Annotated in this window: 11 protein-coding genes; 8 read left to right on the top strand and 3 right to left on the bottom strand. The window is 65.5% G+C overall.

Annotated elements, in window-relative coordinates; genetic code table 11:
* Positions 1 to 51 precede the first annotated feature (51 nt).
* From J8I87_RS02880 to J8I87_RS02860, 5 genes are all read left to right on the top strand, one after another.
* A complete protein-coding gene (locus J8I87_RS02880; protein WP_209929925.1) occupies positions 52 to 2,265 on the top strand; it encodes a PAS domain S-box protein in 2,214 nt (737 codons plus the stop codon).
* A complete protein-coding gene (locus J8I87_RS02875) occupies positions 2,255 to 2,929 on the top strand; it encodes a response regulator transcription factor (protein WP_209929924.1) in 675 nt (224 codons plus the stop codon). The genes J8I87_RS02880 and J8I87_RS02875 overlap by 11 nt, the downstream gene beginning before the upstream one ends.
* A gap of 430 nt (positions 2,930 to 3,359) precedes the next feature.
* Positions 3,360 to 4,319: a helix-turn-helix domain-containing protein gene (locus J8I87_RS02870; protein ID WP_209929923.1), complete on the top strand. Its 960-nt coding sequence runs from the start codon at positions 3,360 to 3,362 to the stop codon at positions 4,317 to 4,319.
* 68 nt (positions 4,320 to 4,387) lie between these two features.
* Positions 4,388 to 4,774, top strand: a complete 387-nt coding sequence (locus J8I87_RS02865) for a DUF3331 domain-containing protein (protein ID WP_209929922.1) — start codon at positions 4,388 to 4,390, stop codon at positions 4,772 to 4,774.
* A 163-nt stretch (positions 4,775 to 4,937) separates the two neighbouring features.
* A complete protein-coding gene (locus J8I87_RS02860; protein WP_209929921.1) occupies positions 4,938 to 5,903 on the top strand; it encodes a LysR family transcriptional regulator in 966 nt (321 codons plus the stop codon).
* A gap of 250 nt (positions 5,904 to 6,153) precedes the next feature.
* On the opposite strand, the gene J8I87_RS02855 is transcribed toward J8I87_RS02860, so the two are convergent.
* Both J8I87_RS02855 and J8I87_RS02850 read right to left on the bottom strand, forming a co-directional pair.
* A complete protein-coding gene (locus J8I87_RS02855; RefSeq protein ID WP_245253657.1) occupies positions 6,154 to 6,516 on the bottom strand; it encodes a hypothetical protein in 363 nt (120 codons plus the stop codon).
* Positions 6,513 to 7,475 (bottom strand): LysR family transcriptional regulator, encoded by a 963-nt coding sequence (locus tag J8I87_RS02850; RefSeq protein WP_209929920.1) that lies wholly within the window; start codon positions 7,473 to 7,475, stop codon positions 6,513 to 6,515. The genes J8I87_RS02855 and J8I87_RS02850 overlap by 4 nt, the downstream gene beginning before the upstream one ends.
* Positions 7,476 to 7,793: 318 nt before the next feature.
* Between J8I87_RS02850 and J8I87_RS02845 the strand changes: the two genes are divergently transcribed.
* Positions 7,794 to 8,435: an HD domain-containing protein gene (locus tag J8I87_RS02845; RefSeq protein ID WP_209929919.1), complete on the top strand. Its 642-nt coding sequence runs from the start codon at positions 7,794 to 7,796 to the stop codon at positions 8,433 to 8,435.
* 218 nt (positions 8,436 to 8,653) lie between these two features.
* Here J8I87_RS02845 and J8I87_RS02840 read toward each other — a convergent pair whose 3' ends face one another.
* The gene (locus J8I87_RS02840; protein ID WP_209929918.1) at positions 8,654 to 9,568 is read right to left on the bottom strand and encodes an AraC family transcriptional regulator; all 915 of its coding nucleotides are present in this window, start codon (positions 9,566 to 9,568) and stop codon (positions 8,654 to 8,656) included.
* A gap of 574 nt (positions 9,569 to 10,142) precedes the next feature.
* Between J8I87_RS02840 and J8I87_RS02835 the strand changes: the two genes are divergently transcribed.
* Positions 10,143 to 13,061, top strand: coding sequence for an ATP-binding protein (locus J8I87_RS02835; protein WP_209929917.1), 2,919 nt, complete (start codon positions 10,143 to 10,145; stop codon positions 13,059 to 13,061).
* A 248-nt stretch (positions 13,062 to 13,309) separates the two neighbouring features.
* On the top strand, positions 13,310 to 16,111 hold the full coding sequence (locus J8I87_RS02830) for a winged helix-turn-helix domain-containing protein (protein WP_209929916.1): 2,802 nt from the start codon (positions 13,310 to 13,312) through the stop codon (positions 16,109 to 16,111).
* Positions 16,112 to 16,127 lie beyond the last annotated feature (16 nt).

The raw sequence follows: 16,127 nt of genomic DNA, 5'->3' as shown, positions 1-16,127 counted from the left end.
AAAGATGTGGTGTCCCCTCATTCCTGCTGCACTGCGCGCTCGCGGGGCCTCATGATGCTGCGTCAGGGCGCAGGCATGACGTCGGCTCGCGACGCACGCTTTCTCTATTTCCTCGCGGTGGTCATTGCCGTGATCGTCTTCGTGATCGACGCGCTGACGCCGCTCGACATCGCCATTGCCGTGCTTTACGTGGTGGTCGTGCTGCTCGTCGCGTCGACGGCCTCACGCCAGGCCGCGATCGCGACGGCATGGACCTGCGCCGCGCTGACGCTGGTCGCTTTCGCGATGTCGCACGACGGGAACTATTCAGGCGGCCCGGTCGCGCGCTGCATCGTGAGCCTGCTGGCGATCGGCATCACATCGTTTCTCGCGCTGCGCAACCAGGCGAACACGGCGCGGCTCCAGGAGCAGATCCAGTTGCTCAATCTCACGCACGACGCGATCGTCGCGTACGACATGAGCGATCGCATCACGTTCTGGAATCAGGGCGCGGAAGCGCTGTACGGCTGGAGCGCGAGCCAGGCGATCGGACAGCGCATTCACGACCTGACACGCACCAGTTCGTCGATTCCCCTCGACGAGCTGCGCGACGAGGTGGTGCGCACGGGCAGTTGGGAGGGCGAGCTGCAGCGTGTGCGCAGCGACGGCAGCACGGTCATCGTATCGAGCCGCTTTGCGTTATGGCGCGACGACAAGGGCAAGCCGCGCGCGGTGCTGGCCACCAATAACGACATCACGCTGCGCAAGCGCATGGAAGCCGAATTGCAGCGCCAGCAGGACGAGTTGCGCGCGACCATCGACGCGATTCCGGGCATGGTGTGGAGTTCGTCGTGCGACGGCGAGCTGAGTTATATCAACCGGCGCTGGAATGCGCTGGGCGTCTCGCTGGAGGGCAACAGCGGCGACGTGTGGACCTCGATCGTCCATCCCGACGACTGGCACGCGATGTACGCGGCGTGGCGCGGCGCGATAGCGACGGGCAAGCCGTTCGAAAACGTCTCGCGCATCCGTCACAGCGACGGCTCATACCGGTGGATGCACATCGGCGCCGAACCGCTGCGCGATCGGGAGGGGCATATTCTGCGCTGGTACGGTGTCAATACCGACATCGAGGAGCGCAAGCAGATGGAAGAAGCGCTGGAGCGCAGCGAGGCCTTCCTGTCCGACGCGCAGCGCCTGAGCCGCACGGGCAGCATCGGCACGCGCCTGCCCACGGGCGAGATGTGGTGGTCCGACGAGGTCTACCGGATCTTCGAGTACCCGCAGCACGTCACGCCCTCCATGGAACTGATCGTCGCGCGCGCGCATCCCGACGATCTCGCGCTCGTGCGCGAGGCCTACGAACGGGGGCTGCCGGGCATGCCGTACATCGACGTCGAGCATCGGCTGCGCATGCCCGACGGCCGCGTCAAGCACGTGCACTATGTCGCGCATCTGGCCGCGCCGCAGACGGCGAACCTTGAATACGTGGGCGCGTTGATGGACGTGACGGAGCGCCAGCTCGCGCAGGACGCGCTCGACCGCTCGACGGCCGAGCTCGCGCACGTGACGCGCGTGACGATGCTCGGCGAGCTGGCCGCGTCGATCGCGCACGAAGTCACGCAGCCGCTGGCCGCGATCGTGACGGCGGGGGACGCCGCGCGGCGCTGGCTGAACCGGCCCAAACCGGATCTCGGCGAAGTCGGTCATTCGATCGACCAGATGGTGCGCGACGCGAAGCGCGCCACCGACGTGATCCGGCAAATCCGCGCGATGGCCCAGAAACGTGATCCGAGCGAGGCGGTGCTCGATCTGAACGTGATCGTGAGAGAATCGATTGAACTCGTGCGGCGCGAACTGGACGCCGCGCGCGTCGAGATCGAGGCGTCGTACGCGCAGCGGGCGCCGCTCGTTTGCGCCGATCGCGTCCAGTTGCAGCAGGTCGTCATCAATCTCGTGATGAATGGCGTGCAGGCGATGGCGGGCGTGACAGACCGGGCGAAGCGCCTGCGCGTCTGCACGGGCCGCTTCGACGACCGCTTTGACGGCCACTACGCGCAGGTCGCCGTCGAAGACTCGGGGACGGGCATCAGCGAAGAGAATCTGGGGCGTCTCTTCAACGCATTCTTCACGACCAAGGCGGACGGCATGGGCATGGGCCTGTCGATCTGCCGCTCCATCGTCGAAGCGCACGGCGGCCGCATCTGGGCCGAGTCTCAGGAAGGGCAGGGCTCAACGGTGCAATTCATATTGCCGCTCGATAAAGGAACGTGTGATGAGCAGTGATGAAATGAACGACCCCAACCAGTCGATCGTCTACGTCGTCGACGACGACGATTCGATGCGCGCGGCCGTCAGCATGTTGCTGCGCTCAGTCGGCCTGCGGGTGCAAGCATTTGCGTCCGCGCAGGAGTTTCTGTCGTTCGACAAGCCCGATATGCCGAGCTGCCTGATACTCGATGTGCGCCTCAAAGGCCAGAGCGGCCTCGCCGTGCAGGAGCAGATCGCGGCGGGCGACGTGTGCGTGCCCATCATCTTCATGACGGCGCACGGCGACATCGCGATGTCCGTCAAGGCGATGAAGGCGGGCGCGATGGATTTTCTCGCGAAGCCGTTTCGCGATCAGGACATGCTCGATGCCGTCGCAAGCGCGCTCACGAAGGACGAGGAACGGCGAAAGTCCGAACGTTCGGTTTCCGATCTGCGCCGCCGGTATGAGTCGCTGACGCCGCGCGAGCGCGAAGTGATGGCCTTTGTCGCCAGCGGCCTGATGAACAAGCAGATCGCCGCCGAGATGAACCTGAGCGAGATCACCGTGAAGATTCATCGCGGCCAGGCAATGAAGAAAATGGAATCGCGCTCGCTCGCCGACTTCGTTCTGAAGGCGGAGGCGCTGGGCGTCAAGTCGCTGGAATCCGGCTCGCCGCCGCGCACGCAACGGGGCTCATAGGCGGCGCTCAGGCGCATTGCGCTTTCGTCGAGACTGTCGCCGGCCATATCGGCCGCCATATCTCTCGCGTCTTCGTCACCCGCCGCGCGCGCGGCATGAACGCCGTGTGGCGTTCATCGTTCATTCCCTCGGTATCTTCCGTGTCCGCACCGCGCCTTGCGGTGAACGGCGCGCGCATCTGTGCGCCCACTACGCGCCATTGCGCGTCCGTTGCGCGTCCATCACGCGCCCACTACGCGCCATCACGCGCGCCGCGGCGCATGCATCGCCCGACTGCGCCATTAAACCTTCATATAGGTTGACTCAACCATTCGACTGCGTCGGCAACCGTATGTACGGCTAGTCGCGCCAGGTCCGTGCGATTAACTTTGATCCATCGCGGCGCCGTTGCATTTGCCGCAACCCCATCACTGTATCGGACGGATCAGCCATGACCAGCATCATCCTCGAACACCCCGCCCTGCAAGCCGGCGGCATGCCGCGCCACCCGGCATCCCCCATTGTCGCCGAACAGCATTGGCGCAGCGTCAACGCGCTGCTCGCCGACGCATCGCCGCAGCCGGGCAACGTCGTCGTCGCGCGCTGGACGCATGCAGGCGACGCGCCGCTCGAAGTGACCAACGCAGGGAGCGTGGCCGATCACTGCATCGGCCTCAACGTGAAATGCGCGGCGCTCACGTTCGATCACGCGGGTCGCAGGATCGTGCACGGCCGCCTGACGGCGGGCGCGGTGCAGGTGACGGCGCCCGGCGTCCCCACCAGGGCGGAGTTCACTTCTTCCGCCGATGTGCTGCATCTGTTCGTGTCGCAACAGGTTCTTGCGGAGTGCTACCAGGATCTGTTCCAGCAACCGCGCGCAGACGAGATCGTGCTCGACGACCCGCAGCTGATTCGCGATCCCGTGCTGGAGCGTCTTGGCCAGGCGCTCGCCGTGTCGCAAAGCGCCGATGCCGCGCTCGGCAAGCTCTTCACCGATAGCGTGAGCCTCGCCATCGTGTCGCGCGTCGTCGCGCGCCATTACGCGCGGGCGACGCGGCGCTCGCGCGAGGCCGCGCCGTTGCCGCAGTGGCGCATGAATCGCGTGATCGAATTCGTCGACGCGCATCTGTCCCAGCCGATCGGGCTTGCCGAAATCGCTTCGAGCGCCGGTCTCACGCGCATGCATTTCGCCGCGCAGTTTCGCCGCGCAACGGGTTTGCGCCCGCACGAATATCTGCTGCGGCGGCGCGTCGAGCATGCGCAGCATCTGCTGACGACGTCGAAGCACAACGTGATGGACGTCGCGTTGAGCTGCGGCTTCCGTTCTCAGGCGCATTTCACGACGGTCTTCAAGAAGTTCGTCGGCGAGACGCCGTTCCGCTGGAAAGAGAAGTCGAACGACGCGCGCTAAACGCGCCCGTTCGACCGACAGTCCAGAAGCACTGCCCGACCCGACCGCTTTCCAACAGGAGTTTCGACATGCTGGCAAACGCTAACGCGATGGACCCTTGGACGCAAACCATCGGTCTGCTGGGACCTTCGTCGCGCGTCGAGGCCGCGCAGCAATGCGTCGCGCCATTGCGCGGGACGGCGCGCGGCGCCGACAAGCGCTTCGACGCCGCGGTGACGCTGATTGACCGGCCGACGTCGTCGACGGCCACCATTGCGTGGCGCGATTCGACGCGCGGCTGTTTCGGGGATCAGGTGTGGCGCATGGCGCGCGCCCGCGCATCGGGCTTCTGCGCGATGAGCGGACAGGCGATCCATCCCGGCGACGCGGTGTACAAGCCGAATGCCCGGCCCGCGCCCGTCAATGCGGAAGCGATGATCCTCGCCTGCGTGCTCAGGGACGCCGAAATCCTCTGAGCGGCGCAGCGCGTGCTGTGCGGGCGCAAGACTGCGTCCCCTGCGATGCGGCCCCGGCGGCGGCTGTGGCATAGTGCCCGTCTGAGGCCGCCATCCATCCGCGAACCGTCCGCGAACAGGCGTGCCGTGCAGGACTGGTCCTTCACTTTGCCCGAGTCAGCGAATGGCAGACATCGTCGGCAGCATGCGCATCTTCGTCCGGGTGGTCGAGACGGGGTCGTTCACGGCCGTTGCGAAAGAGAACAACGTGACGGCGGCGCAGGTTTCGCGCGCCGTCACGGCGCTCGAAGAGCAGCTGAAGACGGCCGTGCTGCATCGTACGACGCGCCACCTGTCGCTCACGGAATCCGGTAGCCGCTTCTATGAGCGTGCGAAGGCGATCCTCGCGGACCTCGATGCGGCCACCGACGAAGCGCGCAACGCGGGTCTGTCGCCCTCCGGCAAGCTGCGGCTGCATTGCTCGCCGGGCCTTGCGCAAGGCATGGCCACGGCCGCGCTGGTCAGCTATCAGCGCGCTTATCCCGACGTCTCCATCGAGCTGAAAATCGAACAGAGCATGCCCAACCTCGTCGAGGGGGGCTATGACATCTCGCTCATTTCGGCGACGCAGCTTCCCGATTCCGTCTACATCGCGCAGTCGCTAGGCTCCGCCTATGCGGTCATGGTCGCTTCTCCGGACTACGTGAAGCAGAACGGCATGCCGCTCACGCGCGACGATCTTGCGTCGCACAGCCTGCTCAGGCTCGAATCACCCGCGTCGCTGCCCGACGAATGGCACCTCGAAAGCGCACACGATGCGCACGTCATCACGCTTGCGAAGTCGCCGTTGCAGGTCAACGTGCCCGATGTGATGCGCGCGGCGCTGCTCGCGGGAGCGGGCATCGGCACGCTCGCGACGTATTCCGTCGTCGACGATCTCGTCGCCGGCAAGCTGATGCGCGTGCTGCCGCAATACAGGCTCAAGCCGTTCAGCGTGTTTGCCGTCTATCCGTCGCGCCGCTATGTCGAAGCGAAGGTCCGCATGCTGCTGGATCATTTGCGCTCGACGCTGACGCCAGCACTCGATCAGGCGATCGAACGTGTCGAGGCTTTGGCCCGCTTCGTCGAGGAACAGGCGCGAGAGGCCTGAAAGATTGTGCCGCGCGTGGCGGCGCCCGCTATTGCGCTTCGGCTTTGATTTTTTGCGCGCGTGTTTGCGCCGTGTGTGCGCGCGTGTTTGCGAGTCATTCTTGCGCGCACGACTCTCACGCCATTGCGAATCAGCCGGGGCGAACGGAACAGCCGCACGCGCCACCATCGCGGGGGTGCGCCGGGCAGCTTTAGCTCGCGACGGCGGCGCGTGTCCGGCATCGTGTGCCGGGAAGGGATGTGTTATGCGCTTACGTCCAGTACTTGAACCCCGTCACGCTGCGCTCATAGCCCGGCGCGATCCGATGTGCGCGCCGGTTGCGCTCCGGCTGGCCGTACGAACCGAGCTTCTGCATCGCGGGCCGCGCCTGGGCCGGCGTGCGCTCCTTCCATGACGACGCGGCGGACGTGGCGGATACGGGCGTCGACATATCGGTTGGCCCGGCGGCTTCGGCGGCGAGGCGTTCGAGTGGCAGCTGAGCGTTCGCGCCCACGACGAGGATCGCCTGCATCAGACCGGGCGCCTGGTACGCGCAGATCGCGGCCAGTGCGATGCCGCAGGCCGCAATCGCGTAGCCTGCCCGGAAATGGGGAAAGTTGAGGGTGCGCATCATACATTCTCCACTACGCGCGCGAGACGGCTGAAGGTCTCGCGTCGGCGCCCGTTCAAAAAGCCGCGATCGAGCGCTTCTCTCAGGTGCGACGTCAGAAAGTCGATGAAGGTCTTGATCTTCGCATCGACATGATGCCGACATGAATAAACGGCGAACACGCTCGTATTTTGAAGGCGGGACTCGGGGAACAACTGAACCAGCCTTCCAGCGCGAATGTCGTCGTCAATGCAATGCGCGGGCAGCGCCGCGACGCCCGCGCCTGCCAGCGCCGCGATGCGGGTCGCCTCGATGTCGTTGATGACGAACTGGCCGCCCGCGTCGTGGGCCGCCGGCTTCACGAGGCTGAGCCTCGTCTGATGCCCGCCCGGCTCGACTTGAAAAGGAACGGGTGTCAGCGCGTGCTCGTCGAGGTCGCTCACGCTTTCGATCCGATGTGTCTGAACAAAGGCGGGCGCGGCCGCCAGCACGCGCTCGGACTGGCCGATCAGCTTGCAGACGTTGCGCGAATCGGGCAGCGTCGGCGCCGATACGATGGACACGTCCACCTCGTCTTCCAGCAGATTCGCCATGCGCGGCAGAAACTTCAGCTGCACGGCAACGGCCGGAAACCGCTTGCGATACTCGATGATCGAGTGCGTCAACTGTCCGAGCCCGAGATCCGTCACGCAATGCACGCGCAGCGTGCCGCGCGCGCAGGTGTGCGCATCGCCTGCTTCGGCTTCTGCTTCATCGAGATCGGCGAGGATCTTCTTGCACTTCTGGTAGTAGCGCTCGCCCGGCTCCGTCAGCGAGACCCTGCGCGTCGTGCGTTGCAGAAGCCGCGCCCGCAACTGGTCCTCCAGCGACGACACCGCGCGCGACACGCTTCCCGTGCTGCAATTCATATGCTCTGCAACGGCGCTGAAGCTTCCCGTCTCGACGACGCGCGAGAAGATGCGCATGCTCAAGATCTTGTCCATGGAACCGTTCACCTCGTGCTGTCTGATCGTGTGATCCAACTTTTTTCGCTTGAGACAAAGATAAATCGAGGCGGCGCAATGATCCATCGTACATTGGGACGCCCGGCTAATCGAAGTTGTAGTCCCCTCATACGCAGGTATAGGTCGCGCGGGTGCATTAATAAAATTTCAGGTCGATCCGCTTCGTAAGGCGCGTCATCGATTCGCTTAAGGACGCCTTGCGTGTATTTCATCGTGCTCATTCAGGATTTTTAAGGCCCCGACAAAGTATTCTTTGGACGGCGTGGCTAAGCTGTTCTGAGTGTCGAAGGAGCGAACATGAAGAAGAGCATTGCCGGCGTCGAGATTCCCGATAGCGCGCTGGCGCGCGCAGCCGTCGAATACATTCGCGACGTCTCGCCTGCGCTGCTGTTTCATCACGCGCTGCGTGTGTTTTTGTTCGGCGCGCTGACGGGCCACAGCGAGGCGCGGACATTCGATGCCGAACTGCTTTATATCGGCGCGCTGTTTCACAACGCCGGCCTGAATGCGCGCTACAGCCGTTCGCCGCGCCGCTTCGAAATCGACAGCGCGAACGAGGCGCGTGCGTTCCTGCGCGCTCATCGTGTCGAGGAACCGGCCGTCACGGAGGTATGGAACGCAATCGCGCTGCATACGACGCCAGGCATCCCCGAGCACATGACGCCGCTCGTCGCGCTCGTCAGCGCGGGCGTGCAGATGGATGTGCGCGGCGCGCGCTACCACGAGTTCACCGCGCAGCAGCGCGACGAAATCGTGCAGGCGTTTCCGCGTGAGCGAGGCTTCAAGACGAAGCTGATCGAAGCGTATGCACGTGGTATGGAGCAGCGTCCCGAAACGACGTTCGGCACGATCAACGCGGACGTGCTCGACAGGTGGGACCCCGATTACCGGCGCCTGAATTTCTGCGGACTGGTGCTGGGATCGGAATGGACCAACTAGCTCAAATTTTTTTGAACAGTAGCTTCAGTTTTTTTCGACCAACCATCAAAGGACAGATTCATGGATGGCGCTCTCGAAGATGCGTCGCGCGCAAGCGAATCGCGTTCGTCTTGCGCGCGCGTCGAAGCATTGAATGGAACGTCGTCGACAGGATGACGTATCGAGCAGCGTTCGCGCAAGGCAACGAAGATTGCTCGCGACCGCGCCATCCTGCTCCGCTAGCGGACAGCCGCGCGCCGCCATGCGCCCGGCGACGCGCCGACCACCTTCAGAAACACGCGGCTCAGATGGCTTTGATCGGCAAAGCCGCAACAGATCGCGATCTCCGCGAGCGTCATGTTGGACGCTTCGATCAGTTGCCGGGCCTGGGCAACCCGTTGCTCGATCAGCCATTGATGCGGCGTGCGCCCCGTCGTGCGCGAAAAGGCGCGGATGAAGTAGCTGCGCGACAGGTTGCATTCGCTCGCCACGTCGGCTATCGACGCGCCTTGCCGAAGCCGCGCCATCAGCAGCTCTTTGGCGCGCGCTTCGTGAGCCTGCGATAGCGCGCCCCTCGCGCGCGGGCTGGGCGCGCGAAGATTGGCGTAGCGCTGCGCGACGTGCGTGCCGATCACGATGCCCATCTGCTCGACGAACAGCGAGCGGGACGCGCCGGGTTGTCCCAGATGGACGGCAAGCGCACGCGCGAGATGGCCGAGCATGGGGTCTTTCTGTTCGTCGGCGCAGGCGAGTCCGCTGATGGCCGGGCCGTCGAGCTCGTCGCCGAGCCGCGTGAAGAACGCGCGCGATAATTCGACCAGCACGAAATCGAAATTGCCGTAAAGGTCAGCGCGATAGTCTTCTGAAAAATCGCGGATATAAATCGAATCCGTTTCGAATTGCCTTGCGATGGCGCGCCGGCCGTTAAAGATATTTCGCCGGTGCCCATCGTTCAGCGCAACGCCGACCAGAAAACCCCGGTCGCACGCGGGCATGGCGACGCGGTCCAGATGTTCGTCTTCCATGCACTTGCGATACAAGCGGATGTCGCCCGTGTCTAATTCGATATCCTTGCGCAGTTTGCTCGACACGCATCCGAGCGTGTCCTTGGGCTTGGTTGCCGCGCCCGGCGCGGAAAGTGCGTCAGTCGCCATGGGCCATGTCCTCGATTCATGCATCGACTGCGAAACATAATCGAGCCAGTTTATACGCAAGCAAAAGAAGTCAAATTAAAAACAGCGTATTCCGGCTTTTAATATGTCCGCGTCGTGCATCGTTAGCCGCAAGTGAATTCACGACGGCATTTCGGCCGATTTTCCCGTCATGCACAGCTTGACGCAAGGCCTTGAACGTCGCGCTGTGCGCATCGGCGAATCGAACCAGGCCCACAAAAGGGTCCACAAAAGGGCGCACAAAAGGGCGCACAAAAGGGCGCACAAAAGGGCGCACAAAAACAAATCACGTCACTATTATTCAAGACACGCAGTTACCGCGTGATTACAATCGGTTCACAAATATTCTGTTTTAGCCAGCCAGTTCACTCCTTCGACGTTACTGAAACTGCTAAACGGTGACGTCGCGGCGACGTCGCCGCGAGGTCCCGGCGAAGCACGCGAGCCAGTCAATACGTGTCGTATCGCCAGGCTGGCGCGCCCGAGCGTCGGCTTTCAACCAGCTGCATATCATCGATTGGATTGCGATCGTGAAGCGCGTTTCACGGAGGCGGCCATGATTCAGATCGGCACATTGCTCGTGAACTTCGAACAGCGGGAGATTCGTCAGCATGGCCGGTCGCTGCGCATCGGCGCCCGCGCCTTCGACATCCTCGAAGTGCTGTATCGCGCGAACGGCGGCATCGTGTCGAAGGACGCGATCATGGATGCCGTGTGGCCGGGCGCGGCCGTCGAGGAGAACCGGCTGCAGGTTCACGTCGCCGCGCTGCGCAAGATGCTCGGTGCGGACCGCGAACTCATCAAGACCGTGCCGGGCCGGGGCTATCTGCTCGTCGCGGCGAACGGTCATGCCGCCGCGCGTGAGCGGCATGGCTGCGCCGCGACGAACGGCGGCGGGCTGCCCGCCTATGCGGCGGCGACACTGGTCGGCCGTGATCGCGAGGTCGCGCAGATCGTCGCGCGGCTGCGCGATGCAGCCGTCGTCACGCTGGTCGGCGCGGGCGGCATCGGCAAGACCTGTCTGGCCGTTCACGTTGCACGTGAGACGCGCGGCCGGGGCGAGCCCGTGTGCTTCGTCGAGTTGGCGAAGGCGTCGTCGCGGGATGCCGTGCTCAGGACACTGGCGCTCGCGTTGCACATCGAGGCCACCGACGACTTTCTGACGCACGAGAGTCTCGCCGATGCCGTCGCGGCCGCGCCCTGTCTGCTCGTGCTCGACAATGCCGAGCACGTGATCGACGTGGTCGCGAGTCTCGTCGAGACACTGGCCGCGCGCAATCCGGCGCTGCGCATGCTCGTCACGAGCCGTGAGCCGCTGCATATCTGGGCCGAGTCGGTGATCCGCGTCGAGCCGCTTGCCGTGCCCGCGCGCGGCGCGTGCGCCGAAGACGTCCTCGCGCATTCGGCCGTCGAGCTGTTCCTGCGCCGTGCCCGCTCGGTCGCGCCCGAATGCGGCGCGGACGAAGCCGCCATCTGCGTCGTCGGTGAAATCTGCCGGCGCCTCGAAGGCCTGCCGCTCGCAATCGAGCTCGCGGCCGCGCGCGTGGCGACGCTCGGCATCGAAGGCGTGGCGTCGCGTCTGGACGACCGCCTGAATCTGCTGACGGGCGGGCTGCGTTCGGCGCTGCCGCGCCATCAGACGCTGCGTGCGACCTTCGACTGGAGCTACGCGCTGCTCGACGACAATTCGCGGATGCTGTTCAGGCGGCTCGGCTTCTTCGCGGGCGCGTTCACGTTCGACGCGGTGTGCGCAGTCGCAACCGAGCCCGACATGCCCATCGCGTCGGTCATTTCCAGCCTGAGCGAGCTGGCGGCGAAGTCGCTGCTGACGGTCGGGTTTAGCGGTGCGGTCGCGCAATACCGGCTGACGGAATCGACGCGCGCCTATGCGATGGAGAAGCTGCGCGACGAGGGCGAGCTGCAGCATATCGCGACGCGCCACATGCACTATCTGCAGGAGCGGATCGAGCACGGCAGGATGCTGGTCGGCGACGCCGCGCAGGGCCTGCCGGGAAGCGAGCCGCGACTCGCGCTCGACGATGCACGCGCGGCCTTCGAATGGGCCTTTTCGCCGGGCGGCAACCCGGCGCTGGGCGTCGCGCTGGCGGGTTCGCTGGTGGGGACGTTGCTGCAGTCGTCGCTGGTTCACGAATGCTACGAGCGGGCGGGGCGCGCTCTGGCGGCGCTCGATACGCTGCCGCCGCGATCCGTCGATACCCTGTGCGAAATGCGCCTGTGCGCGGCGTACGCTTCGACGCTGCTGCATACGGGCGGCGCGGTGCACGAGGCGCAGACGCTGTGGAAGCGCGTGCTGATGCTGGCTCGCCAGACGGGCGACGCCGCCTTCGAGGCGCGCGCGCTTTGGGGCGCGTGGAACACGACGCTCGCGTGCTCGGACATTCATGCATCGTTTCGCTTCGCGACGCGCTTCGAGGCGTTTGCGGAGCATCGCGGCACGCGCTGGCAGCAGGTTCTCGCCGCCGAGATGATCGCCGTCTCGCTGCATTGCTTCGGCGAGCACGAGCAGGCGCGCGGGCGGCTGGAGCGGGCGCTGGCGGCCTTCCTCGAACTCGGGCCCGTGCAGCCGGACAGCCTCGGCCTTGCCGTCGATCCCTTCAACTTCGGCAGCGGCACGCTGTCGCGCATCACGTGGATGCAGGGGCATCCCGAGCGCGCGATGCAGCTCGTCGAGAGAGTCGTCAATTCGATCCGGCCAGACATGCTGGAGCCGTCGCTGAGCCATGTGCTCGCCGTCGCCGCCGTGCCCGTTGCGCTGCAATGCGGCGAGATCGAAACGGCGGCGCGGTATGTCGCCGTGCTGCAGTCACAGGCGGCCGTGAACGGCTTCGAGATCTGGCAGACCTATAGCGAGTGTCATGCAGGACATCTTGAGATTCTGATGGGGCGGCCCGAGACGGGCCTCGCGAAGCTCGAACCCCCGCTGCAACGGCTCATGTCCTGCGGCTTTCGGCGGGTGCTCACGCCGACGATCGCGGTCTGCGCGGAAGCGCTCGCGAGAACGGGACGCTTCGCGCAAGCATGGGCGAGGCTCGACGAGGCGCTCGAATTCTGTCATGTGCAGGGCGAGCATTTCTTCATCGCCGAGCTTCAGCGTGTGATGGGCGTGACGGCGCTGGAGCAGGCGCGCGCGACTCAGGCGGGTGGCCGCGCCGCAATGGCCGACGAGTTCGAATCGCAAGGGCGGCGCCATCTGCTCGACGCAATGCAGACCGCGCGAGACCAATGCGCGCCGATGCTGGAGCTGCGCGCGCTGTTGAACCTCGTCGATCATCTGCTCGAACGGCAGGAGACGGCGCGGGCTGCTTCGCTGATCGAGGGCATGTCGAAGGGCATCGACCTGCAATCGAAAGCCCCCGATATCCGGCGGCTCGTCGCATTGCAGCACGTCACGCGCAAGATGCGCTTGCCGCTCGCGACCGGCAACGGCGCGGCCGTCGTCGAGAACGGCAGGTGACACCCGCATCACCTTAAACGCCACCTTAAACGCCAGCTGAAACGCTGCCGGCGTGAATGCGGGCGCCGCCGATGCAAATGTGCGGCGCTCGTGCACCGTTCGAACGAAACCGTCCCGCCAACCTCGGCTCACTAGCAACGCATTGCATCGGCAGGGCCGGCCAATCGCCATGTTGAAGGGTTTTGTCCGTTGTACACTCCTTGTTCGGTCTGCGATCCCTTTCACGGTATTCAACATCACCTCTTCAGATGATGACGATCAAGATCGGTCAACTCGAGATTTCGCTCGATCATCGCGAAGTGCGTCTCGATGGTCGGAAGGTCGCGATCGGCAGCCGCGCATTCGACATTCTCGCGCTGCTGATCGCGGCGGATGGCGGGCTCGTGTCGCGAGACGACATCATGCGCGGCGTCTGGCCGACGACGGTCGTCGAAAAGAACAATCTGCAGGTCCATATTTCCGCGCTGCGCCGTGCGTTCGGCGACGAGCGCGACCGCATCTGCACGGTGCCTGGCCGCGGCTATCGCCTGATCATGAACGACGATGGGCCGCCGGCGCGTTGCGCCCCGGAACAACCCGGCGCGGCCGACGAGGACGGCAACCCGGCCGCCGAAGCCGGGAGGCCCGCGCGCCAGCCGTTGCCCGCACGCGTTCCCGAACTGGTCGGCAGGCAAGACGCGCTCTCGGGCATCGCGGCCGCGCTGCGCGCGCATCAGACAGTCACGCTCGTGGGCACGGGCGGCATCGGCAAGACGCGCCTTGCCGTCGAGATCGCGCATGCGACCCAGCATGAGTTCGTGGACGGCGTCGTGTTCGTTTCGCTCGCTGCTGTCCATGACGCGCCGTCGGCGCTCGACGCGCTTGCGTTCGCGACGGGCAGCCGGCTTTCGGCGAGCCGCGCGGCGCTCGCGCAGATCGCGGGCGAATGGCGCGACCGCGAGGCGCTGGTGGTGCTCGACAGTTGCGAGCAGGTGCTGGAGATCGTCGCGGCGATCTCGGAGGCGCTGACGGGTGCGGGCAGCCGCATGCGCGTGCTGGCGACGAGCCGCGAAGCGCTGCGCGTGCGCGACGAGATCGTGTACCAGGTGCCGCCGCTCGCGGTGCCGACCCCGGACGACCCTTGCGCCGACGTCCTGAACACGCCCGCCGTGCGCTTCTTTCTCGCGCGCGCGCAGGCGGACGGCGCGCAGTTTTCGCTCGACGAAGCCAGCCTTCGTTTGATGAGCGAAGTGTGCCGCAGGCTCGACGGCATTCCGCTCGCGCTCGAACTGGCGGCGTCGCGCGCGGCCGTGCTCGGCATCGGTTTGCTTGCGACGCACCTCGATGACCGCTTGCGCATCCTCACGGGCGGGCGCCGCACCGCTTTGCCGCGCCATCAGACGCTGAAGGCGACACTCGACTGGAGCTACCGCCTGCTGAGCGCGGATGAGCAGAAGCTGTTGCGCTGGCTGGGCATGTTCGTCAACGGCTTCACGCTCGAACTTGCGTGCGCGATGGCCGGGCGCGCCGGGCTGACACGCATGGAAGCGCTCGATGCCGTGAGCGGCCTCGTCGCGCGCTCGCTGCTCACGACCGACCTCGAAGGCTCGTCGTATCGATACCGCTTGCTGGAAACGACGCGCGCCTACGCGCAGCAGCAACTCGACGACAACGGCGAACGCGCGGCTGCGGCAAGCGCTCACGCGGCGCTGTTTCTCGAGCTGTTCGAAACGGCGCAGAAGCAATGGGCGGAGCGCCCGGTCGTCGAATGGCTCGGCAACTTCACGCGCGAACTCGGGAACCTTCGCACGGCGCTCGACTGGACACTCGGCGGTGGCGGCGACGCCGTTCTGGGCATCGCGCTGGCTGCGCTGACCGTGCCGTATCTCTTCGATCTTTCGCTCGTCGAGGAATGTTGCGCGCGTGCGCGCGCCGCGTTGAAGCTGATTGCGCAGAGCGAGGATCAGCAAGGCAGGCGCGTCGCAGCGCAGGTCGATGTCGAGACGCGCTTGCGGCTCGTGTCGGCGCTGGCCGCCGCGCTTGTCTACACGGAAGGGCCGCTCGCCGAAACACGCGAGGCATGGACCCTTGTATTGAACGAATCGGTGCGGGCCGGTTGCGGCAGCTATGCATCGCGGGCGCGCTGGGGCGTGTGGAACTGGCATCAATACGCGGGCCGCGCGCGCGATGCGCTGATGCTCGCGCGCCGCTTCGGCGACCTCGCGCGCAGCACGGGCAACGCGACTCATGTCGTGCTCGCGGGACGCGTCGAAGGCATTGCGCAACACTATGCAGGCGACCAGGCGCGCGCGAGAGAACTGCTCGAACGGATGATCGAGGAATACGAAGAAAAGCCGTTGAACCGCTGGCATACGACGGGCTTTCGCGTCGATCACGGCGTCGTCGCGCGCGCGACGCTGGCGCGCGTGCTGTGGGTGCAAGGCGAGCGCGGCGGCGCGTATGACCTCGCGTCGCGCTGCTTCGATTCCGCCGTGCAGTACGACCATGAGATCGTCACGTGCTATGTGCTCGTCGAAGCGCTCGTTCCCATTGCGCTCTTCAACGGCGAGCAGGCGGCCGCGCGGCATGGCATCGACGTGCTGCACGAGTTGTCCACGCGCTTTGGCCTGACGATCTGGAGCGCGTGCTGCGCATGCTACGACGCCTGGCTCGCGACGCTGACGGCGCCCGGCGCCGCTGCGATCGAACGGCTGGCGGCATCGATTGCCGCGTTGCGCGCGACGGGCTATCTTGCGCAGCTATCGCCGCTATTGGGTCAACTGGCGAGCGCATTGGCGAACGATGCGCGCCACCGCGAAGCGCTCGAAGCCATCGACGACGCGCTCAGGCACGCCGATGACAACGGCGAGCGCTGGTACTACGCGCAACTGTGCGGCATCAAGGGCGACGTGTTGCACAAGCTCGGCCGTCACGACGAAGCGCAACGCTGGCTCGCCACCGCGCGCGACTGGGCGAGCCGCCAGCGCATCGCGCGCGCGGGATCGAGCGCCGCAACAGGCACGGCGCGCGCGCCGCTTCGTGTGGTTCCTGTCCAGGCGCGCGCTTCATGATGTTCAAGGCCGTCAC

The organism is Paraburkholderia sp. LEh10 (assembly GCF_017814945.1).
GTDB lineage: Bacteria > Pseudomonadota > Gammaproteobacteria > Burkholderiales > Burkholderiaceae > Paraburkholderia.
The sequence above is the reverse complement of the archived record's forward strand: the minus strand, read 5'-3'. Positions and strand labels throughout refer to the sequence as shown.